The organism is Erythrobacter sp. W302b (assembly GCF_046452395.1).
Classification (GTDB): domain Bacteria; phylum Pseudomonadota; class Alphaproteobacteria; order Sphingomonadales; family Sphingomonadaceae; genus Erythrobacter.
This window is the reverse complement of record NZ_JBKFDH010000001.1, coordinates 54,695-75,096: the sequence shown is the minus strand read 5'-3', so window position 1 is coordinate 75,096 and position 20,402 is coordinate 54,695. Positions and strand designations below refer to the sequence as shown.

Sequence of the window (20,402 nt, the reverse complement as noted above, 5' to 3'; positions counted from 1 at the left end):
GTCCGATCGCGTCAGGAAACGCAGGGCCCGCCCGCGAACCGCTCGACAAGCGACTGCAAAACCTGCACAATCCGGCAACAGGGGCGAGTAGGGGCAAGCACATGGTCGCGCTGGTGAGGACGGTTGCCTACCTCGGGCTGGAGGCGCGCGAAGTGGAGGTGCAGTGCCACGTCGGCCCCGGTCTGCCGCGCTTCAACGTCGTGGGTCTGGCGGACAAGGCGGTCAGCGAAAGCCGTGAACGGGTGCAGGCGGCCTTGTCGGCGATGGGGCTGGCCATGCCGCCCAAACGGATCACGGTGAACCTTTCGCCTGCCGACCTGCCCAAGGACGGATCACATTACGACCTGCCGATAGCGCTCGCCCTGCTCGCGGCGATGGGCGTGACCGATGCCGAGCAGCTGGGTGACTGGATCGCGGTGGGCGAACTCGCGCTGGATGGCCGCGTGGTCGCCAGCCCCGGCGTGTTGATCGCCGCGCTCCATGCGAGCGAAGTCGGCAGCGGCCTGATCTGCCCCGCCGAGCAAGGGCCAGAGGCACGCTGGGCCAGCGGTGTGCCCGTGCTGGCTCCGCGCGACCTGACGAGCCTGTTGGGGCATCTCAAAGGGTCGCTCGTCCTGCCAGAGCCCCCACGCGGCGCGGTGGCCGAGGCGGTCGGCGGCAATGACCTACGGCAAGTGAAGGGGCAGGAAACCGCCAAGCGCGCCTTGGAGATCGCGGCGGCAGGCGGACACAACCTGCTGATGGTCGGACCGCCGGGATCGGGCAAGAGCCTGCTGGCGAGCTGCCTCCCCGGCATCCTCCCCGACCTGACGCCAGCCGAAGCGCTCGAGGTGTCGATGGTGCAATCGGTCGCGGGTACGCTGGAGGCTGGCCGCATCAGCCGCGCCCGTCCGTTCCGGGCCCCGCATCATTCGGCCAGCATGGCGGCGCTGACCGGCGGCGGGCTGAAGGTCCGGCCCGGCGAGGTCAGCTTGGCGCATCTGGGCGTGCTGTTTCTCGACGAACTGCCCGAATTCCAGCGCCCGGTGCTCGATTCGCTGCGTCAGCCCTTGGAGACCGGCCAGGTCGATGTCGCCCGCGCCAATGCCCATGTGACCTTCCCGGCGCGCGTGCAGCTGGTCGCCGCGATGAACCCGTGCCGCTGCGGATATGCGGGCGATCCGGCGCGAAACTGCAACAAGTACCCGCGCTGCATCGGCGATTATCAGGCGCGGTTGTCCGGCCCATTGCTCGACCGGATCGATCTTCACGTCCATGTCGGCGCGGTCAGCGCCCTCGATATGGCGCTCCCCCCGCCCGCCGAGGGCAGCGCCGAGGTCGCCCGCCGGGTGGCGGCCGCCCGCTCGCGGCAGGTGGCGCGCGGGGTGCGCTCGAACGCCGAACTGGAGGGCGAGCGGCTCGATCACCACGCCACGCCTGATGAAGCGGGGCGCAAGCTGCTGTTTCAAGCCGCCGAGAGGCTGGGCCTGTCGGCGCGCGGTTACACCCGGATGCTGCGCGTCGCCCGCACCATCGCCGATCTGGCCGGAGCCGAAACGGTTGGCCGCGTCCACATTGCCGAGGCGCTATCCTATCGGCTGATGACGGGTTAAGGAGCGCTCCCGAGGCCGGCTCCCCCTCCCGGCCGACGCAAAGGCGCATTGGCGATTTCGGACGAACATTTGGCATTGGCGGCGGACCAGCCGCGCGGATTGCCCGCGCTGTGGCAAGCGGTGCGCGATACGTCGCGGCGGCGCAAGCTGGCGAGCCTTGCGATTGCGTTCGCGCTCGAAGCGCTGATCCTGTTGCTGCTCCTGACCCTTGGCCAGCAGTTCGCCGGGGAGGACGAATTGCGCGAGGTCGTGACCATGACGGCGATCGAATTCGCCGCCCCGCCCGAGCCGGAAGCCCCCGCCGAACCCGAAAGCGAAAGCGCCGCCGCGCCCGACACCCCGTCGCCGCAAGTGACCGAGCAGGAACTCGCCCCCGAGCCGCTGCGCCCCTCGCCGCTGGCCATCAACCCAAGCCCCGCGCCCGAGCCTGCCCCCGCACAGAGGCAACCGCAGCAACAGCCCCAGCCGCAGGCCAGCCCCAAGCCCACAATCGGCGCACGGATCAATCCGAACCGGTCCTATGGCCCGGCCGATACTGGCAATCCGCGCACCGCTGGTGACAGCCAGCGCGTCGGCACCGCGCCCAATGGGGAGCCGCTCTATGCCGCGCGCTGGTATCGCGAACCGACCGATCAGGAGCTTGCCGGATACCTCTCGACCGCGAACGGTCCCGGCTATGCCTTGATCGCCTGCAAGACCGTGGCGGGTTATTATGTCGAGGATTGCGTGCTGGAGAGCGAAGGGCCGCAAGGCTCGATGATGGGCCGCGCGGTGCTGGCTGCCGCCTGGCAGTTCCGGGTGCGCCCGGCGCGGGTCAATGGCCGCGAGCAGTTCGGATCATGGGTGCGGATCCGAATCGATTACACCATCCGCAAGGCGCCGCGCTGACAGGTACTTCGCGGCTGGCGCCCTATCCGCGCAGATGCTCCCGCACCACGGCGATGAAATCGGGGCCCCAGGTCTCAAGCTTCTTGGCGCCTACGCCCGCAATCCCGCCCAATTCGGCGAGCGTTTCGGGGCACTGGTTCGCCATGTCGCGCAGCACCGAATCGTGAAAGATGACATAGGCCGGGATGCCGTGTTCGCTGGCAAGTTGCTTGCGCTTGTTCCGCAGCGCTTCGAACAGCGGATTTCCGATCGGGTTGGACACGTCCCCGCCGCTGCGCGAGCGGCGACCGCGGCGGGCCCGGACGGGGGGCTCGGCGATGCTGACACCGGCCTCGCCCTTCAGCACCGCGCGCGCTTCGGGGCCGAGCATCAGCCCGCCATGCTCGGTCGCCGCCAACATGCCCCTCGCCACCAATGTGCGCGTCAGCGGGCGCAGCAGCGCGGCCTCACCCGAACCGACGATGCCGAAGACCGACAGCTTGTCATGCCCGCGCGTGGTGATCCGCTCATCGCTCTGGCCGGTCAGCACCTTTTCGAGGTGGCCGATGCCGAAGCTCTGCCCAGTGCGATAGACGGCGGAAAGCAGCTTGCGCGCCAGCTCGCTCGCGTCGATCACCTGTGGCGGATTGTCGCAATTGTCGCAGTTGCCGCAGCGGGTGGGTGGGTGCTCGCCGAAATGCCTCAGCAGGATCGCGCGGCGGCAATCGGGCGCCTCAACCAGCTGTGCGAGGGTGTTGAGCCGCGCCTGTTCGCCCGCCAGCCGTTCGGGCTCGACATCGCCGAGCCATTGGCGCGCGCGGGCAAAGTCGGAGACGCCCCAGAAGAGATGCGCCTCGGCCGGGTCGCCGTCGCGCCCGGCGCGGCCGGTTTCCTGATAATAGGCCTCGATCGATTTGGGCAGGCCAGCGTGAATGACGAAGCGCACGTCGGGCTTGTCGATCCCCATGCCGAAGGCGATCGTGGCGACCATCACCATGCTTTCGGACGCGACGAACTGCGCCTGCACCGCCGCGCGGCGTTCCGGCTCAAGCCCGGCGTGATAGAACGCCACCTCGCGCCCGGTGCGGGCGATCTGGGCCGCGATGTCCTCGGTCGCCTTGCGGCTGGGCGCATAGACGATTCCGGCCCCTTCCATTCGCGCGAGCAGATCGGTGATCTGACGCGGCCCATTGTCACGCGGGGTGATGGCGTAACGGATATTAGGCCGGTCGAACCCGGCAACAATCAGGCCTTCATCCGGGATGCCGAGCTGGCGCAGAACATCCGCCCGTGTCGCCTGATCGGCTGTGGCGGTCAGCGCGAGCCTCGGCACAGCCGGGAAGCGGTCGAGCACCGGGCGCAGCATCCGGTAATCGGGGCGGAAATCATGCCCCCATTCGGACACGCAATGCGCTTCATCAATGGCGAACAGCGCGATCTCGGCGCGCTCCAGCAACGCCTGAAATCCGGGGGTCGAAGCCCGTTCCGGGGCGACATAGAGCAGGTCGAGCGTGCCGTTGCGGAAAGCTTCTGCGGTGGCGGCATTGTCGCTGTCGGCCGAGGTCATCGAGGCGGCGCGGATCCCCGCTGCGCTGGCGGAGCGGATCTGATCGTGCATTAGCGCGATCAAGGGGGAGATAACGATCGCCGTGCCGGCACGCGCCAGAGCCGGCACCTGATAGCACAGGCTCTTGCCCGCACCGGTCGGCATCAGCGCGAGGGTATGCGCGCCCGCCATAACCCGGCTGATGACCGCCTCCTGCTGCCCGCGAAAGGCGGTAAAGCCGAAGGTGCGGCGCAGGATATCGTGACAATCGGGAGGGGCGACCACACTCATGGCCGCGCCCTAGCCGATCACACACGCCGAAGGCACCCGAATCGGGCGCTCTATCAACCGATTATCGCGCGGCGGCAGTCTTGGCTTCGGACAGATCGACCACGTCGCCCTTGCCCAGCGCTGTGCCCGGGGTTGCGATCGTGCCATCGGCGCGGCGACCGAGGTTGGCCGGACGCGTCAGCCACAGGTCCTGATGGCCGAGAATGCGCCCGTCATGCGCGAGGATCGACACCGGACCGATCGGCAAACGGTCCCGCTCGTCGACCAGCACAGGGTCCTCGACCACGGTCTCGGTGCCGTATTTCTGCCCCCACTGGCGCAAGGCCAGCATCGCCGGGAGGAGATCGAAGCCCTTTTCGGTCAGGCGATATTCGATCTTGCGGCGATCATCGGCGCAAGGTTCGCGCTTGAGAATGCCGTGTTCGACCAGCTTGGCGAGGCGGTTGGAGAGGATGTTGCGGGCAATGCCCAGCTCGCTCAGGAATTCCTCGAAGTGCTTGAGACCGTTGAAACTCGCGCGCAAGATCATGAAGGACCAGCGTTCGCCCATCACCTCGAGCGCTTGCGGCAACCCGCATTCGATCAGCTCGCGCAGCGGTTCTCTCAAATCACCCATAGGTTGCCTTTCCTTCCCCTTCCGAGGGGATGTGTAACCGATTTTGCAGGCCACACAAAAAAATTTCAGTTTTCAGTTGCAACTCACAACCTAGTTGGTTAGGTAGCGAATAGCAACTGGTTTCGAATCGAAATGTTGCATTGCAAAATTGAGTGATAGAGACCACAGGGGCACCCCCCCTTAAGGCAACAGGCAAAGGATACCCCGATGATCAACACCCTCTCCCTTTCGCGCAGCAGCAAGCTCGCCGTCCTCGCCTCGGCGCTGGTTTACACCGGCCTCAGCTTCGGTGTCGCTTCCGGCGCTGCCCCGCTCCAGGCGGCTGGCACCACCTATTACCACGCCACGCTCTCTGCTCCGGCGACCGAGACCAAGGCTGTCGCCGACGGCGTGGCTTGGGCCTGCAAGGATGCGACCTGCGTCGCTGGCAAGACCACTGCCCGCCCCCTGCGCGTGTGCCGCGGCCTGAACCGCAAGTTCGGCGAAATCGCGACCTTCAAGGTCGATGGTCAGGACATGGCCGCTGAAGAACTGGCGAAGTGCAACGGCTGATTTCAGCCTGACACAACTCCCTCTCTGCACGGCCCTCCTCTCCCTCCGTGACAGAGCTCCACGACCCCCGGCACGCTTTCCCCAGAGCGTGGCCGGGGGTTTGTGTTGTAGTACGGAGTTCTGAAACCCGTTCGCCCTGAGCTTGTCGAAGGGCCGACCTTCATTTTGGCACGCCGCTCAAGGCCTCCAGACAACGCAGTCCTTCGCCAAGCTCAGGACGAACGGATGAGAGGGCTGGTCAATTACAACAATCCTGCCCCGCGCAATTGCGCCTCAAGGCTTGCCGCATCGGCGAACAGGTGCGCATCCCAGCCGCGCGCCTTGGCGGCGGCGATATTGGCGGGGTTGTCGTCGGTGAAGAACAGGTCCGCGCCCGCGCGTCCGCTGCGCTGTTCGACGATTTCGTAGATCCGCGGTTCGGGCTTGGCGACCTTCTCGACGCCTGAAACGATAATGTCCTCGAAGTGATCGAAGATCGGCTGGGTCGGGCGGAACAGCTGCCAGAACTCATCGCCGAAATTGGTCAGGCAGAAGAGCGGCACACCCGCCCCCGCCAACCGCTCGACGATGGCGTGCGCGCCCGGCACCGGCCCCGGAATGGTCTCGTTGAAGCGGGTCGCGTAGGCGTTGATGTGCGATTCGTAAGCGGGAAACTGCGCGATCCGTTCCGGCACCATGTCCGCCAGCGCGCGGCCACGGTCATGCTCGAAATGCCATTCCTCGGTCACCACATGGGCGAGGAACCAGTCGAGCTCGTCCCGGTCGTCGATCAGCTTTTCAAACAGCGCCGCCAGCTGCCATTCGAACAGCACCCGCCCGACATCGAAGACCACCGCCTTGCGCATCACAACCCCGAATCTCTGAGCCCCAAATGACTACGGCCCGCGCTCCGATCAGGAGGCGGGCCGCCAATTGTCTTCACCGCCCATGCCGGGCAGCCGCGCCGTTCAGCCCTGGCGGGCCTTGAAGCGACGGTCGGTCTTGTTGATCACATAGGTGCGGCCGCGGCGACGGATCACGCGGTTGTCGCGGTGACGGCCCTTCAGCGACTTCAGGCTATTGACGATCTTCATGGCGCTCATTTCCAAAAGAGAAGCGCGCCGGACGGGGCCGACGCGCGTTAAATCGAAGCGTGCCGTTAGCGACACTGGTCTGCGGCGTCAATGCGAACCTGCCCCTGTCAGCGCCGCAAATCGCGCAATTTGCGCTCCCACGCGAGGGCATGGGCGATGATCGTGTCGAGTTCGGCATGGGCAGGCTGCCATCCAAGCGTCTGCTTCAGCCGTGCGGGATTGGAAATGAGCGAATCGGGATCGCCCGCGCGCCGGCCCTCAATGCGGCGGTCGAGCTTCTGATTCGTCACCCGGTCGACCGCGTCGAGCACCTCGTTCACCGAGAACCCCCGCCCATAGCCGCAATTCATCGTCAGCGAGCGGGCAGGATCAGCAATCAGCGCCTCCAGCGTCAGCACATGCGCGGCCGCCAGATCGCTGACATGGATATAGTCGCGCACCCCGGTGCCATCGGGGGTGGCGTAATCGGTGCCGAACACGCTCACCGATTCGCGCATGCCCAAGGCTGCTTCAATGGCCACCTTGATGAGATGGGTCGCACCGGCGGTCGATTGCCCGCTCCTCGCTTCGGGATCGGCACCTGCGACGTTGAAATAGCGCAGCACGCCGAAATTGAGGGGATGGGCCGCCGCAACATCGGCGAGCATCTGCTCGGTCATCAGCTTCGACCAGCCATAGGGGTTGATCGGCCGCTGCGGCGTCTCTTCGGACACTGCGGCGACATCGGGGATGCCATAGGTCGCCGCGGTGGAGGAGAAGATGAAGTGCGGCACCCCGGCCTTGACCGCCGCTTCGATCAGCGCGCGGCTTTTGGCGGTGTTGTTGAGATAATATTTCAGCGGATCGGCGACGCTTTCGGGCACCACGATCGACCCGGCAAAATGCATGATCGCGCCCGTGCCCTGCTCGGCAAAGATCCGCGCCAGCAAGTCCGCATCGGCGATATCGCCTTCATACAGCGGCACACCGTCGGGCAGGGCAAAGCGGAAGCCCGTGGTCAGATTGTCGATCACCGCCACGGGCCAGCCTGCATCCTGCAAGGCCAGCACCGCGTGACTGCCGATATAGCCCGCGCCGCCGGTCACGAGCACGGAAGGTTTGCCGGGAGAGGTCATGGACGAAGGCCTTATCATGCAATCCACTTCAAAATTCTCAACCTGGATCACACACACACGGGTCTGTGCACCGGGCCTGCCGCGCCCTATAGTCTGCGGGCCACAAAAGGAACCTGCGTCATGCTGCCTGCCCGCCTGCTTGCTCCCTTCGCCGCCGCAGCCGCGCTGGCGCTGTCGGCTTGCGCGACAACGCCTTACACGGGCCCGGTCGAAGTCACGCGCTTTGTCGCCCCCAGCCCGGCGGGGCTCGGACAAGGCACGATCGCGATCACCTTCCCCGACGCGGTGACGAACGAAAACGCGCGCAGTGCCTTTGCCACCGCCGTCAGCGCCGAGCTGGCGCGGTTGGGCTATACCGTGGTCGCGGAAGGCATGCCCGCCGGGCAGGTCGCCGCGATCCGCACCACCCGTACGCCGATTGCCGCCGCGCCCGTGCGTGACCGCGGCCCGGTCAGCGTCGGCGTGGGCGGGCAGACCGGCAGCTTCGGCTCGGGCCTCGGCATGGGGGTCGGCATCAATCTCGGAGGTGGGCGTGAGGGCGCCAATGCCGTGACCGAATTGTCGGTGCGGATCGGCCAGACCGACGGCACCACCCTGTGGGAAGGCCGCGCGCAGCTGGCCACCGGGGTCAAGTCGCCCTACTCGCAGGTCGATACCAGCGCCCGCACGCTCGCTGCCGGGTTGTTCAAGGACTTTCCCGGTGGCAATGGCGAGACGGTGACGATCGACGCCAAGAAGCTTCAAGGACGATAATGACTGCTCTTTTCATCGATGCCGGGTTCGATAGCGGCAATATTGAGGTGCTCGGGATCGACGGCGCGACCGCGCGGCTAGCGATCCGGCGCGATAACGAATCCGAATTCTTCCAGTGGTTTCACTTCCGGGTAAGCGCGAAGGCGGGCGAGGAAGTGGTGCTGAAGCTTACCGGCCTCAATGCCAGCGCCTATCCCGGTGGCTGGCCGGATTATGACGCCTGCGTCAGCGAAGACCGCGCCTATTGGGCGCGGGCGGCAAGCACCTTCGACAAGGACGAGGATGGTGGCACCTTGACGGTGCGTTACCTGCCCGCCACCGATGTGTTTTGGTGCGCCTATTTCGCACCCTACTCGATGGAGCGGCACCACGATCTGATCGCCGAGGCGGCAGCGTGCGAGGGGGTCGATTACGTCCGGCTCGGCACCACGCTGGATGGACAACCCATCGACTGTCTCGAACTGGGCGAGGGCGACACGCAGGTGTGGCTCTATGCGCGTCAGCATCCGGGCGAGACACAGGCCGAATGGTGGATGGAAGGCGCGATCGCTTGCCTGACCGATCCCGCCGATCCGGTTGCGCGGGCGCTGCGCAAGGCCTGCCGCATCCACATCGTGCCCAATTGCAACCCGGATGGTTCACGGCGGGGACATCTGCGAACCAATGCGGTTGGCACGAACCTCAACCGCGAATGGGCCGAACCGACTCCGGAACGCGCGCCGGAGGTGCTGGCGATCCGCAACCGCATGGACCAGACCGGCGTCCACTTCGCGATGGACGTGCACGCGGACGAGGCGATCCCGGCCGTCTTCATCGCCGGGTTCGACGGCATCCCCTCGTGGACGCAGGCACAGGGCGATGGCTATGATCGCTATCAGCGTATCCTTGACCGCCGCACGCCCGATTTCCAGACCAAGCTCGGCTACCCCAAGGCCTCGCCCGGCCGCGCCAACCTGTCGATGAGCACCAATCAGGTGGCCGAACGCTTCGGCGCGGTCGCGATGACGCTGGAGATGCCCTACAAGGACCTGGCCGACTTCCCCGAGCCCGAGCAAGGCTGGTCGCCGGAACGCTGCAAGCTGCTGGGCCGCGAATGCATGGCCGCACTGGTGGAGTGGCTGGAGGGGAAAGACGCCTAGCCGAGGTGCGATGGCCCGAAGGCGTGCGGCAGCAGCGCTGACAGCGTCACGCGCCGCACATCGTCCTTGCTGACGCACAGCACCAGCGGATCGGTCGCGCCCAAGGCGGCGACTTCGTTCAACACCTGACGGCAGCGCCCGCAGGGTGTGATCGGCTCGGCATCCGCCTTAAGCCCCACCACCGCGACAGCCACCAGACCGCCGCGCCGCCCCTCGCCCATCGCCTTGGCGACCGCGACCGTCTCGGCACACAGGGCAAGGCCATAGCTCGCGTTTTCGACATTGCAGCCGGTGACGACCGCGCCGTCATCAAACAGCAGCGCCGCGCCGACGGGGTAATCCGAATAGGGCGCATAGGCCTGCTCCGCCGCAGCGAAAGCGGCGATGATCAGGGCCTCCTCCTGCGCGTCGTCGAGCATCACTTTTGCACCACCACCCATTCAACCGGCTCTGCCGCAGCCTCTGTCACCAGCGCGCTGTTGGCGCTCCATAGCAGCCACGGACGACCTGCATAGTCGGGTCGCGCCCGGTCTCGCGCCAGCCACAGATCCCGCGCCAGCGTGGTCGCGGTGTTGTGACGGTCCTGAAAGGCGGGGGACAGCTTGAGGATCACCGGCCGCCCGGCATGGGTCTCGATCTGGTTGATCAGCGTCATCAGCTCGCTTTCGACCGCCGCATCGCTGACCTTGGGGGTGCAACTATCGGCCAGCCGCGCAAGCCCGATGGCGGGCGGCAACAGATCGGCATCGCGCGGCACCATCTGCGCGAACATCCCGCTCTGCGCATCCGCACCCAGACAGGGATCGAAATCGAGCACCACGCCAACCTGCAAGCCCGCCTCGCGCGCGCGGGCGAAGCGGTCGGCAAAGCCGCCGGATGCGCCGGCGGCGAGCGGCAGATAGACGAACTGCGCGCCCACCGCCTTCAACGTCGCAAATCGCACCTCACCGCCGCCCGCTGGCACCAGCGCGCCCTGTTCGGGATAAAGCGTCTCGTCCGGCCGCCAGGCGCGCATGTCCCACCACAGCCATCCCGCAAAGGCGAGGCCGAACAATACCGCCAGCGCTGCCATCCGCAGCAGCCAGCGCCGCCGGAGCCCGCCGCGGCTGCGCGTGCGCTTTGCGCCCTTTGCGCTGGATGCCGCCATGCCCCCGGTGCTCCCCCGCCCTAGCCCTTGATGTGCAGCACGCAGATCAGCGTGAACAGCCGCCGCGCCGTGGCGAAATCGGTTTCGACCTTGCCCTCCAGCCGTTCGAGCAGCAATTCGGCCGCATTATTGTGGATGCCGCGCCGCGCCATGTCGATCGTCTCGATCTCGGCCGGAGTCGCCTTGCGGATCGCCTGATAATAGCTGTCACAGATCGCGAAATACTCGCGGATCGGGCGACGGAACCGGGCCATGCCGATCAGCAGGGTTTCCAGCAGTTGGCCCGCCGTATCGCTGATATCCATCCCGAGCCGTCCGTCGGTGACCGACAGGTGCAGGTGATACGGACCACTGCTCCCGCGTTCGGCGGAGCGAACCGGCTTGAAGGTGTTTTCCTCGATCAGGTCGTAGATCGCCACCCGGCGTTCCTGCTCGACATCGGCATTGCGCCACAGGATCGTCGCTTCATCGAGCGTCACCTGCGCAATGCGCTGCGCCCCCGCAGCGCCGGGCGCGGGAGACAGGGGCAGGGAATCGGACGGCGGTGCAGCCATAGCCCCTGCCTTCGCAGATGGAAGGGGCGCACTTCAAGCACTTCGATAGGCTTGAGGACACACTCTCCCCACTATCCACAGCGTGCGAAATAAATATTGGCGCGGTGCACCCTTGCGCGAAGGGGTCGCTGCGGCGCATCAGGCACCGATGGCCGAACCCGAAAAAGTCACCCCGATCAAGCCGCAAGCCACCGACGGCGACGCGGTCGCGCGCAAGTTGCCCTATAATCTCGAGGCTGAAGCGGCGTTTCTCGGCGCAGTGCTGATCGACAACCGGGTGCTGGAAGAATTGCAGGTGCCGATTCGCGCCGATCACTTCTTCGAAGGCCTGCACCAGCGGATCTACACCCGCGTGCTGGCGCTGCTGGAACGCAACGCCACCGCCTCGCCGGTCACGCTGCGCCCCTATTTCGAGGCGGACGAGGCGCTCAAGGAACTGGGCGGCACCAGCTATTTGGCGCAGCTGACCGCCAGCGGCGCAGGCCTGCTCGCCCCGCGCGAACTCGCGCAGCAGATCTATGACCTCGCCCTGCTGCGCGAATTGGTGAGCGTCGGGCGCGGTCTGGTCGAAGGCGCGCTCGATACTTCGCAGGATACCTCACCGCTCGACCGGATCGCGCAGGCCGAAGCGGCGCTGTTCGACGTGGCCGAAGGGGCGGCGACGGGGCGCGAGGCCTCGACCTTCCGTGAAGCGGCGATGCACGCGATCAAGCTCGCCGAAGCGGCGATGAATTCGGGTGGCGGCCTGTCGGGCAAGACCACCGGGCTTGCGACGATCGACCAGAAGACGTCGGGCCTGCACAATTCCGACCTTATCATCCTCGCCGGGCGTCCCGGCATGGGCAAGACCTCGCTGGCCACCAACATCGCTTTCAACTGCGCGGAAAAGCATCTCGAATGGCAGCGCGACGGAGGCGAATTCAATTACGGCGCGCCGGTCGCCTTCTTCAGTCTGGAAATGAGCGCCGACCAGCTGGCAACGCGTATCTTGGCCGAACAAGCCGAGATTTCCTCGGAAGCCCTGCGCAGCGGTAAACTGAGCCGCGAGGATTTCCAGAAGCTGTCCTATGCCAGCCAGCGCCTCGCCGAACTGCCCCTCTACATTGACGATACCCCCGCGCTGACGATTTCGGCCCTGCGCACCCGCGCGCGGCGGATGAAGCGGCGGCACGATATCGGCCTGATCATCGTCGACTACCTGCAACTGCTGCAAGGCTCGGGTCGCGCCAACGACAACCGGGTGAACGAAATCTCGGAAATCAGCCGGGGCCTGAAAACGCTCGCGAAGGAACTGCAGGTTCCGGTGATCGCCTTGTCGCAGCTGTCCCGCGCGGTCGAACAGCGCGAAGACAAGCGCCCGATGCTATCCGACCTGCGCGAATCCGGCTCGATCGAGCAGGACGCCGACATGGTGTGGTTCATCTTCCGCGGCGATTATTACCACCTGCTGGTCAAGCCCGACACGCCCGATGCAAGCTCCACCCCCGATGTGCAGGAGAAATACCGCGCGTGGGAAGAGAAGTTCGAAGGACTCGTCGGCCGCGCCACCTTGATCGTGGCGAAGCAGCGCCATGGCTCAACCGGCAATGTCCCGCTCCACTTCCAGAGCGACATCACCAAGTTCACCTCGCCGAATTACAAGGATTATTCGGACTGGGGGCACGAGTAGGTCAGGCGGTCAACGCAACCACTTCTATCGGCACCGGCGTCGGGCGGGACTGACCTTTGGCGAGGTAAAGTGCACGGTCGGCATGTTCGAACAGCGCGTCGGCGCTCGCACCGTCAGCGGGCCAGCGCGCCACACCGACACTGGCGCCAACTTGAACAGGTACGCCGTCGATCTCATGCGGGCGGGCCAGCGCGATCAGGATCCGCGCTGCGATCGGGGCCTCGTTGAGCGGCGAATGGGGCGGGATCAGCACAGCAAATTCGTCACCGCCCTGCCGGACCACCAATCCATCGTCACCAATGGTCTCGCGCAGCCGCTCGGCCACGCTGCGCAGCAGTTTGTCACCAAAGGCATGGCCGTGGCGGTCATTGACCGGCTTGAACCCATCAAGATCGAGCAGTGCCAGCCGGAACTCGCCCACGGCATCGCCCTTCCCCAGCAGCGCGGCTATCCGCCCTTCCAACGCGCGGCGGTTCGCGAGGCCCGTCAGCGGATCCGTGTGCGCCAGGTCGCGGGTTTGCTGCTGCAATTGGAGCAGATCGACCAGCATCACATGGCCTTGCAGGATGAAGCGGACCAGAATCGCAGTCGCAAGGATCAGGCTGGTGGCCGCCGCCATCTCTGCCGGGCGGCCCGACGTCAGCATCAGCATGGAAATCGGCACGACCCCGATCACGAGATTGACGATGGCGGCCAAGCGGATTGCCGAGAGGCAATAGGCCGTCGCCAGCGCGCCCATCGCGATGATCATGGCAAAGCTGGCATGGCTTTCCGGCGGCGAAGCGAGCCAGTTGATCACGGCCCAGCTGCTGCACATCACCCCCACCATGCCCGAAACGCTGGAGGTCTTCCTCACCATCAGCCGGGCGCGGCGCAGGCTGAGCTGGCGGCTGCGGGTTACGCGGTTCTCGATCAGGCCGAGCACGCACAGCACTGCGAGCAGCGCGGGCATTCCGTATTTGATTGCCCAGTGCAGATCGGCCGCGCCCGCCCAAGCCGCCGTCGGCGTGGTGGCGAGCAGCATGAGATACATCATCGGAGACTGGCTCTCGACACGGCGCGCGCGCAGGATCGTGAAATCATCTCGGATCGTATCCGGGACCGGCGGCACGAACCGGCGGCGCAAAATGTTGGTGAGCCCCCTCATCTTTCTGGGATTAGTCAGGAGCGGTGAAATACGCGTTAAGCACCGGCAAAATCCGCTCCGATCCCATCATTCGCCGCGCCATTTGAGCAGCAGCCAAGGCACACGGTCGGGCGCGAATTGGGTGCGGCTCTTGCGGTCGAAATAGGGCGGCATATGATCGCCCACGAGCAGGATGTCGGTCGGCGGGAAATCGGCCGCAGTGATCTCCTTGACCATCGCCGCATCGATCGCATCCCAGATCGCGATCTGGCGGCAGATCATCGGATAGTCGCGGGCCAGCTTGGGCGAAACCCGCTCGCAATTTTCGGTATCGAGATTGTTGCGCTCGGGCACCGGCAGGTGGGTGTTGACCGTCAGCCAGTAAACGAATTGGGGCTTGCGGGCCGCCTTCAGGTGGGCGGCCAGCTGGCGCGGAACGTCACGGTCGCACACGCCGGGGAACACGCCGCCGCAGGCTTCGGCGCCGCCTCGGGCGAGTTCGCTGCGGAACAACTGCTTGTCGAAGCCGATGTTGGGATACCACTTGTCGCGGTCGAAGAACTGGCCGTCAAAGCTGTGGTAGGCTGTGGTCTGGGCCCCGCCGCGCGCCAACCTTGCCGGCAGGCAGGTATCGTCTCGCTGCGTTACCAGGGCATCGTAATCGCCCCAACGCCCACACAATTCGCGGATCTCTCCTGAAGTGGTTGAACCGTAATAGGTGGTGGTACCGGAGCGCACCTCGAACCGCGATTGGACCGCAGGGGCACGGTAGCGCGAGAAGATCAGCCGGCTCATCTCGGGATTATCCACCGGAACGCCAAGCGCTTCGACCATGACGATCAGCAAGTGCCGCTCCAGTTTGCCCGAAGCCGGAGCGATCTGCGAATGGGTCACAGCCGAGGAAAAAGCCGAATCCTCCGCGTAAAGCCGGCTGTAATGGCCGCGCGCGCCGATCCCCATCCAGAAATCGAACAGCGCGACCGTCGCGACTGCCGCTGCTGCGACAAGGATCGCGCGCGGGTCGGAAATGCGCGCCGGCCGGCGCAGGAGCAGGCATGCGGCGATGACAAGACCGATTAGAAAGGCGCCAACCAGCACGTATTCGAGCGAATTGAACGCATTCAATTCGCTCATGAACACGGCCGACCGGCTCAGCGAGAAAATCGACAGGTTGAACAATGATCCGACGTACAGGATCACAGCATATGCCAAGGCGGCAATGAAGGTCAGGCAACGGACCAGCCATGAGTGATTGCGCACCAGCAGCCCCGCAGCGCCGAACACCAAGATCGACATAACGCGCGGAGGGCCGCCGATGAAGTACATGAGGCTGAAGCCGAGATTGGCCAGCACCACCCAGACCAGCAGCCAGTTCACCAGTGCGGGCTGCGTCGCAGGCGTCATGGGAGCCAGGCGGAAACGGGTCAGAATGGCTTGCTGCACGGCTGCTCGGCTCCTCGGGTCGGAGCGCCTCGCCGTGCCGCGTGCAGGGGCTATCGAACCTGATGCAGGGAGCGGAAGCGACCGTCTCGTCGGCCACAGCCTCTAACCAAACAAGGTTAGCAGGCGGTTAAATTACGGACTGCTGCCGATGAGGCTACCCTGCGCCCACCTTGCTGATGCGGTAATCGGCAAGGCTCATCCAGTAAGCGAACCGCCAGCGCATCCGGTTGATGAAGGTGCTTTCCCGTTCATACCGTTCGCGCGTCATCGGCACGCTGGAGGCCTCCATGTGGTCGATCAGCTCGCGCAGCTTGGCGGCCAGCCCGGCATCCTCGATCCGCACCATCAGCTCGACATTGATGCGGAACGACCGCTTGTCGAGATTGGCGCTGCCGACATAGCTCGCATCATCCACCACCATCAGCTTCATGTGCAGCTTGCACGGCTGAAACTCGGCGATCCTCGCCCCGGCGCGCAGCAGCTTGCCATAGAGCAGCCGCGCCATGTCGACCGCGGCCGCGATGTCGGACTTGCCTGCCATGATCATCCGCACCTCGCCGCGCCGTGCGACCTGAGCCATCTGGCGGCGATAGCTGCGGGGCGGGGAGAAATAAGCCGAGACCGTGTCGAGCCGTTTGGCCTTGACCAGATCCTGCCGCAGACACCACGCCCAATGACCGCGCCGCACCAGCGGCCCGCCGACCAGCAGTCGCACGGTCCCCTCCGTCCCCTCGGCGGCGCCGTCCCATTCCTTGACGATATCGCGCAGGCGGCGGAGCTGGCTGGTGCGTCCCTTGGCCTCGTTCGCGACCCATTTCTGCAACAGGTCGAACCAGCGCAGGAACTGGTCCACCACCGCGCCTTCGATCAGCACCGACAGATCGCACCAGCCATTGTCGGCGGGGATCGCGAAGTAATGGTCGGAGACGTTGGCCCCGCCCGTCATCACCCGCGCGCTGTCGGCGATCACGAACTTCTGGTGGTTGCGCACCAGATAGCGCTTGCCCCACTTGGGCGAGAAGATCGCGAAGGTGCCGCCAGCCTCCTCCAGCGGGGCGAAGAACTCGGCGCCCGCGTCATTGCCGAAATCATCCACGATCAGGTCAACCGCGACCCCGCGCCGCGCTGCGGCGACCAGCGCGTCGCGCACCATCGTGCCGGAGATGTCACTGTCGAACAGGTAATAGAACAGCTTGAGGCTGTCCTGCGCGCCATCGATCAAAGCCACCAGCGCCTTCAGCCGATCCTGCCCGTGGGGGTAGAAGGTGAATTCGTGCCCGGCGGCGGCGATCTTGAAGGAATCCAGATCGCAATAATCGGGCGCCTGCTGGCTGGAAGGGGCGGAATCGGCGGCGGGAGCGGGAGCGGTGGCCATGCCGCCTTGTAGCGCGCGGCGAACACAAAGCCACTGCCCGCTGCGACAAAGCGCATCAGCGCGAGGCTTTCGCCGGAATCGCCGCCCGCTGTCGATGGTCGCGTCAGCGAACGTCCCGCGTGCCATGTTCAGACATGGCTCATGATTGCCTCACGATATCATCAGACTATGCGGGCCGCTTTGCTTCTTGGCTGGTTACTGACTGCGGCGCTCGCGGCACCAGCGATCATGGCACAGGAAGCCGCGCCTCCGGCTGAACTGGCACCGCCGGACGAAAGCGAAATCGTGGTCGAGCGCGAGCGGATCATTGATGTTCGCGCGGCAAGCGCGCTTGTGCGTGCGGTTTCGGGACGCGCGCAGTCACGCGAGCCGCTCGCCCGTTTCAACGTGCCGCTGTGCCTCTCGCTCGCGATCGACGATCCCGAACGCGGCGTGCTGATCGGACGGCGGATCATTGCCAATGCCCGCGCCGCCGGGCTGACCATCGCCAAGCGCGGCTGCCGCCCCAACGCGCTGGTGATCATCCGGGCGGACGCGCGCCAGTGGATCATCGATTATCGCCGCAGCGGTCGCCAGTTCATCGGGCGGATGAAGCGCCATCAGGTCGACCGGGTGCTGCGGTCCCGCGATCCGGCCTATGCCTTCCAGGATGTCGAGGTGATCGTCGCCAGCCCGCGCGGGCGGGTGGACCGCAACACGCGCAAGAACATCCGCAGTGCGGCGGTGATGATGGATCTGGCGGCGAGCGCGCAGTTTTCGCCGGTGCAGGTCGCCGATTATATCACCCTGCGGCTGCTCGCCCCGACGCGCGAGATCGACGAGGTGGCCGGCCGCGCGCCGCGCTCGATCCTGACGCTGTTCCGCGCCAACGCGAAACCCCAGTCAGAAATGTCACGCTTCGACCGCACCTATCTGACAACGCTCTACCGCCTGCGCTTCAATGCGACCGCCATGGAAGTGGCCATGACCACCGCGCGCCTGTTGGCGGAGGATTGGACGCGCTGAGGGATACCCCCCTTTTCCTTGACTTCGCGGCCCTGCGTGCCTAGCTGCGCGCTTCATTTCCCGTCCCGATTCTGACAAAAGGCTGCCCATGGCACGCGTTACCGTTGAAGATTGTGTCGACAAGGTGCCCAACCGGTTCGACCTCGTCCTGCTTGCCGCACAGCGTGCGCGCGAGATTTCGGGCGGTAGCGAGCTGACCATCGATCGTGACCGCGACAAGAACCCGGTCGTCGCTCTCCGCGAAATCGCCGAGGAAACCATTGGCCCGCGAATGCTGCATGAAGCGCTCGTCACCAGCCTTCAGAAGATCCTGCCCGATGACGAGGATGAGGCCGATGAAATCGGTTCGCTCAGCCAGTCGGCGGAAGCGCTGCGGATCACCGCCTCGGCACCGGCACGCACCTCCTCGCTTGGTGGTGATTACGACGGGTAAGCGTTTCGCTTGAAGATATTGGCCCAATTCGAGGGGCGGTCCAGGCCGGGGTTCACCGGCCGGGACCGCCCCTTGGTCGTTTTGGCCTCCGCTTGACCACTTCTTGACCCTGCTTCGCCTGCGCTTGCCTTCGGGCCTCGCCGCGTTATCCCATAGCGCTGTAACGAAGCGGTCATATCGGGGGCGGCGGCAAGGCGCATGGCATCGATTGCGGTCTACAGCGTCAAGGGCGGCGTCGGGAAGACGACCCTGGCGGTCAATCTCGCCTGGTGTTCGGCCAGCATCTCGCGCCGCAAGACGCTGCTGTGGGATCTGGACGCCGCCAATGGTTCGGGCTTTCTGCTCAACGTCGACCCCAAGAAGAAGCGCAGCGCAGACAGCATGTTTGCCGAAGGCGGCGATCCGGCCAAGCTGATCCAGCCCACTGCCTTTCCCAATCTCGACCTCCTCCCCGCGGACGAAAGCATTCGCGCGGTTGATCGCACGCTTGACCGGATCGGCAAGAAGAAACGGCTGGCCAAGCTGACGGCGGTGCTGAGCAAGGACTATGACCGGATCATCTTCGATTGTCCGCCTGTTCTCAACGAGCTGAGCGCCCAGATCATCCGTGCTGCCGATCTTATCATCGTTCCCCTGCCGCCCTCGCCCCTGTCGGCGCGGGCGTTTGAAGTCGTGGTCGAGGAAGTGCGCGGGGCCGGGAAAGGGCATCCACCGATCCTGCCGCTGCTCGCCATGCTCGATCTGCGCCGAAGCCTGCACAAGGAGGCGCGCGACGCCAATCCGAACTGGCCCGCCATCCCGCTCGCCAGCGCGGTTGAGCAATGTGCGGTCGAGCGTAAGCCGGTCGGCGCCTTCGCCCCGCGCTCTCCGGCGGCGCGCGCGATTGCCCAACTCTGGACCGCCATCGAACGCAAGCTGGCCGACAAATAGTCGCTTTCGCAGGTGCGGAAAAACAGCCTATACTAGGCGCGTTTGCAGACACAGGGGCGCGCGGCATGAGCGGATTGGGCGAGGGAATCGGCGCGGCGATCGAAGGCAGCCTGCTGGCCCGCGCGGTCGAGCCTCGCGCCGGCGAGCTCGGCAGCCATTCGCCGGCAGGTTTGGTTACCTGTGCGAATTGCGGCACCTCCTTTCACGGCCATTTCTGCCCCGAATGCGGTCAGAAGGCCCACATCCATCGCAGCCTTGCCGCTATCGGGCATGACATCATGCACGGCGTGCTGCACCTCGATGGCAAGCTGTGGGAGACCCTGCCGCTCCTGACCTTCAAGCCCGGGGAGCTCACCCGCCGCTACATCGCGGGCGAGCGCGCCAAATTCGTCAGCCCGATGGCCATGTTCCTGTTCACGGTCTTCGCGATGTTTGCCGTGTTTCAGATGGTCGGGATCGGCGCGCCGACCGATATTGCGAACGACCTGTTCGGATCGGACGGCGACAATCCGGTTCAGACCGAGGTGCGCAGCCAGATGGAAGCGCTGGAAAAGGAGCGCGCCTCGCTACCCGCCAAAAGCCCCCGCCGCGCGGAAATCGACAATGAGCTGAAGGGGCTCAATCTCGTCTTCGCCAAGGCGGGAAGCCCGAGCGACAAGGCGGATAAGGTCGTCAGCGTCAACACGGGCATACCGTGGTTTGACAAGGTTCTGCTTGAAAAGTGGAAGAAGAACCCCGGCCTCATGCTCTACAAGCTCCAGGCCAACGGGTACAAATTCAGCTGGTTGCTGATCCCGCTATCGGTGCCGTTCTTGTGGATCATGTTCGCATGGCGGCGGCAGTTCAAAGCCTATGACCACGCGGTGTTCGTCACCTATTCGCTGAGCTTCATGTCGCTGCTGTTCATCGTCATGTCGATCCTCAGCACCATTCCCAACGGCGGTGGCTGGGCGGCGCTGCTGTTCCTGATTGCCGTGCCGCTGCATCTCTACAAGCAGCTGCGACAAGCCTATGGCCTCAGCCGGTTTTCGGCGCTGTGGCGGCTAAGCGTGCTGCTGCTGTTCTCGATGCAGATCGTGTTGACCCTGTTCGTGATCATTCTGGGCCTGCTGGGCGCGTTCTGAGGCGTCAGAGGCAGGGGACACGGCTGCGGACCGTCGCGCCAAAGGCGTCGGC

General features: G+C 65.4%; 21 protein-coding genes. 10 read left to right on the top strand and 11 right to left on the bottom strand.

Going from position 1 to position 20,402, the window contains the following annotated elements; all coding sequences use genetic code 11:
• The first annotated feature begins 101 nt into the window (after positions 1 to 101).
• Both ACLBKT_RS00405 and ACLBKT_RS00400 read left to right on the top strand, forming a co-directional pair.
• Positions 102 to 1,592 (top strand): YifB family Mg chelatase-like AAA ATPase, encoded by a 1,491-nt coding sequence (locus ACLBKT_RS00405; RefSeq protein ID WP_410181026.1) that lies wholly within the window; start codon positions 102 to 104, stop codon positions 1,590 to 1,592.
• A 48-nt stretch (positions 1,593 to 1,640) separates the two neighbouring features.
• Complete coding sequence (locus ACLBKT_RS00400) at positions 1,641 to 2,480, top strand: hypothetical protein (protein ID WP_410181025.1); 840 nt, start codon at positions 1,641 to 1,643, stop codon at positions 2,478 to 2,480.
• A gap of 22 nt (positions 2,481 to 2,502) precedes the next feature.
• Here ACLBKT_RS00400 and recQ read toward each other — a convergent pair whose 3' ends face one another.
• Together recQ and ACLBKT_RS00390 are read right to left on the bottom strand one after the other, a co-directional pair.
• Positions 2,503 to 4,296: a DNA helicase RecQ gene (gene recQ / locus ACLBKT_RS00395; RefSeq protein ID WP_410181024.1), complete on the bottom strand. Its 1,794-nt coding sequence runs from the start codon at positions 4,294 to 4,296 to the stop codon at positions 2,503 to 2,505.
• Between the two features lie 61 nt (positions 4,297 to 4,357).
• Complete coding sequence (locus ACLBKT_RS00390) at positions 4,358 to 4,912, bottom strand: winged helix-turn-helix transcriptional regulator (protein ID WP_410181023.1); 555 nt, start codon at positions 4,910 to 4,912, stop codon at positions 4,358 to 4,360.
• A 207-nt stretch (positions 4,913 to 5,119) separates the two neighbouring features.
• Between ACLBKT_RS00390 and ACLBKT_RS00385 the strand changes: the two genes are divergently transcribed.
• Positions 5,120 to 5,464 (top strand): CC_3452 family protein, encoded by a 345-nt coding sequence (locus ACLBKT_RS00385; protein ID WP_410181022.1) that lies wholly within the window; start codon positions 5,120 to 5,122, stop codon positions 5,462 to 5,464.
• Between the two features lie 242 nt (positions 5,465 to 5,706).
• Here ACLBKT_RS00385 and ACLBKT_RS00380 read toward each other — a convergent pair whose 3' ends face one another.
• From ACLBKT_RS00380 to galE, 3 genes are all read right to left on the bottom strand, one after another.
• The gene (locus ACLBKT_RS00380) at positions 5,707 to 6,309 is read right to left on the bottom strand and encodes an HAD-IA family hydrolase (RefSeq protein WP_410181021.1); all 603 of its coding nucleotides are present in this window, start codon (positions 6,307 to 6,309) and stop codon (positions 5,707 to 5,709) included.
• Positions 6,310 to 6,411: 102 nt separating this feature from the next.
• On the bottom strand, positions 6,412 to 6,537 hold the full coding sequence (gene ykgO, locus ACLBKT_RS00375) for a type B 50S ribosomal protein L36 (protein WP_017666014.1): 126 nt from the start codon (positions 6,535 to 6,537) through the stop codon (positions 6,412 to 6,414).
• Between the two features lie 107 nt (positions 6,538 to 6,644).
• Complete coding sequence (galE, locus tag ACLBKT_RS00370) at positions 6,645 to 7,652, bottom strand: UDP-glucose 4-epimerase GalE (protein ID WP_410181020.1); 1,008 nt, start codon at positions 7,650 to 7,652, stop codon at positions 6,645 to 6,647.
• A gap of 120 nt (positions 7,653 to 7,772) precedes the next feature.
• Here galE and ACLBKT_RS00365 point away from each other — a divergent pair, with 120 nt between their 5' ends.
• Both ACLBKT_RS00365 and ACLBKT_RS00360 read left to right on the top strand, forming a co-directional pair.
• Positions 7,773 to 8,405 (top strand): hypothetical protein, encoded by a 633-nt coding sequence (locus ACLBKT_RS00365; protein ID WP_410181019.1) that lies wholly within the window; start codon positions 7,773 to 7,775, stop codon positions 8,403 to 8,405.
• Complete coding sequence (locus tag ACLBKT_RS00360) at positions 8,405 to 9,544, top strand: M14-type cytosolic carboxypeptidase (protein WP_410181018.1); 1,140 nt, start codon at positions 8,405 to 8,407, stop codon at positions 9,542 to 9,544. Before ACLBKT_RS00365 ends, ACLBKT_RS00360 begins: the two co-directional genes overlap by 1 nt.
• On the opposite strand, the gene ACLBKT_RS00355 is transcribed toward ACLBKT_RS00360, so the two are convergent.
• From ACLBKT_RS00355 to ACLBKT_RS00345, 3 genes are read right to left on the bottom strand one after another with little or no spacing between them, the layout of a single operon-like run.
• Entirely contained in the window at positions 9,541 to 9,963 is a 423-nt protein-coding gene (locus ACLBKT_RS00355) for a cytidine deaminase (RefSeq protein ID WP_410183618.1), read from the bottom strand. The two genes, ACLBKT_RS00360 and ACLBKT_RS00355, sit on opposite strands and share 4 nt — an antisense overlap.
• Positions 9,963 to 10,691, bottom strand: a complete 729-nt coding sequence (locus tag ACLBKT_RS00350) for a glycoside hydrolase family 25 protein (RefSeq protein WP_410181017.1) — start codon at positions 10,689 to 10,691, stop codon at positions 9,963 to 9,965. Before ACLBKT_RS00350 ends, ACLBKT_RS00355 begins: the two co-directional genes overlap by 1 nt.
• Positions 10,692 to 10,711: 20 nt before the next feature.
• On the bottom strand, positions 10,712 to 11,245 hold the full coding sequence (locus ACLBKT_RS00345) for a UPF0262 family protein (RefSeq protein WP_410181016.1): 534 nt from the start codon (positions 11,243 to 11,245) through the stop codon (positions 10,712 to 10,714).
• Between the two features lie 148 nt (positions 11,246 to 11,393).
• Here ACLBKT_RS00345 and ACLBKT_RS00340 point away from each other — a divergent pair, with 148 nt between their 5' ends.
• Positions 11,394 to 12,914, top strand: coding sequence for a replicative DNA helicase (locus ACLBKT_RS00340; protein ID WP_410181015.1), 1,521 nt, complete (start codon positions 11,394 to 11,396; stop codon positions 12,912 to 12,914).
• Between the two features lies 1 nt (position 12,915).
• Here the strand turns inward: ACLBKT_RS00340 and ACLBKT_RS00335 are convergent, their stop codons facing one another.
• The 3 genes from ACLBKT_RS00335 to ACLBKT_RS00325 form a co-directional block, all read right to left on the bottom strand.
• Positions 12,916 to 14,061, bottom strand: a complete 1,146-nt coding sequence (locus tag ACLBKT_RS00335) for a diguanylate cyclase domain-containing protein (protein ID WP_410181014.1) — start codon at positions 14,059 to 14,061, stop codon at positions 12,916 to 12,918.
• Positions 14,062 to 14,127: 66 nt separating this feature from the next.
• On the bottom strand, positions 14,128 to 15,483 hold the full coding sequence (locus ACLBKT_RS00330; protein ID WP_410181013.1) for a sulfatase-like hydrolase/transferase: 1,356 nt from the start codon (positions 15,481 to 15,483) through the stop codon (positions 14,128 to 14,130).
• 154 nt (positions 15,484 to 15,637) lie between these two features.
• Positions 15,638 to 16,858 (bottom strand): phospholipase D-like domain-containing protein, encoded by a 1,221-nt coding sequence (locus ACLBKT_RS00325; RefSeq protein WP_410181012.1) that lies wholly within the window; start codon positions 16,856 to 16,858, stop codon positions 15,638 to 15,640.
• 228 nt (positions 16,859 to 17,086) lie between these two features.
• Between ACLBKT_RS00325 and ACLBKT_RS00320 the strand changes: the two genes are divergently transcribed.
• The 4 genes from ACLBKT_RS00320 to ACLBKT_RS00305 all read left to right on the top strand — a co-directional run bounded on the left by ACLBKT_RS00320 (position 17,087) and on the right by ACLBKT_RS00305 (position 20,350).
• Positions 17,087 to 17,863 (top strand): hypothetical protein, encoded by a 777-nt coding sequence (locus tag ACLBKT_RS00320; RefSeq protein ID WP_410181011.1) that lies wholly within the window; start codon positions 17,087 to 17,089, stop codon positions 17,861 to 17,863.
• 88 nt (positions 17,864 to 17,951) lie between these two features.
• Positions 17,952 to 18,296: a DNA-directed RNA polymerase subunit omega gene (gene rpoZ / locus ACLBKT_RS00315; protein ID WP_410181010.1), complete on the top strand. Its 345-nt coding sequence runs from the start codon at positions 17,952 to 17,954 to the stop codon at positions 18,294 to 18,296.
• Positions 18,297 to 18,494: 198 nt separating this feature from the next.
• Positions 18,495 to 19,226: a ParA family protein gene (locus ACLBKT_RS00310; RefSeq protein WP_410181009.1), complete on the top strand. Its 732-nt coding sequence runs from the start codon at positions 18,495 to 18,497 to the stop codon at positions 19,224 to 19,226.
• A 65-nt stretch (positions 19,227 to 19,291) separates the two neighbouring features.
• A complete protein-coding gene (locus ACLBKT_RS00305; RefSeq protein WP_410181008.1) occupies positions 19,292 to 20,350 on the top strand; it encodes a DUF3667 domain-containing protein in 1,059 nt (352 codons plus the stop codon).
• Positions 20,351 to 20,402: the final 52 nt, after the last annotated feature.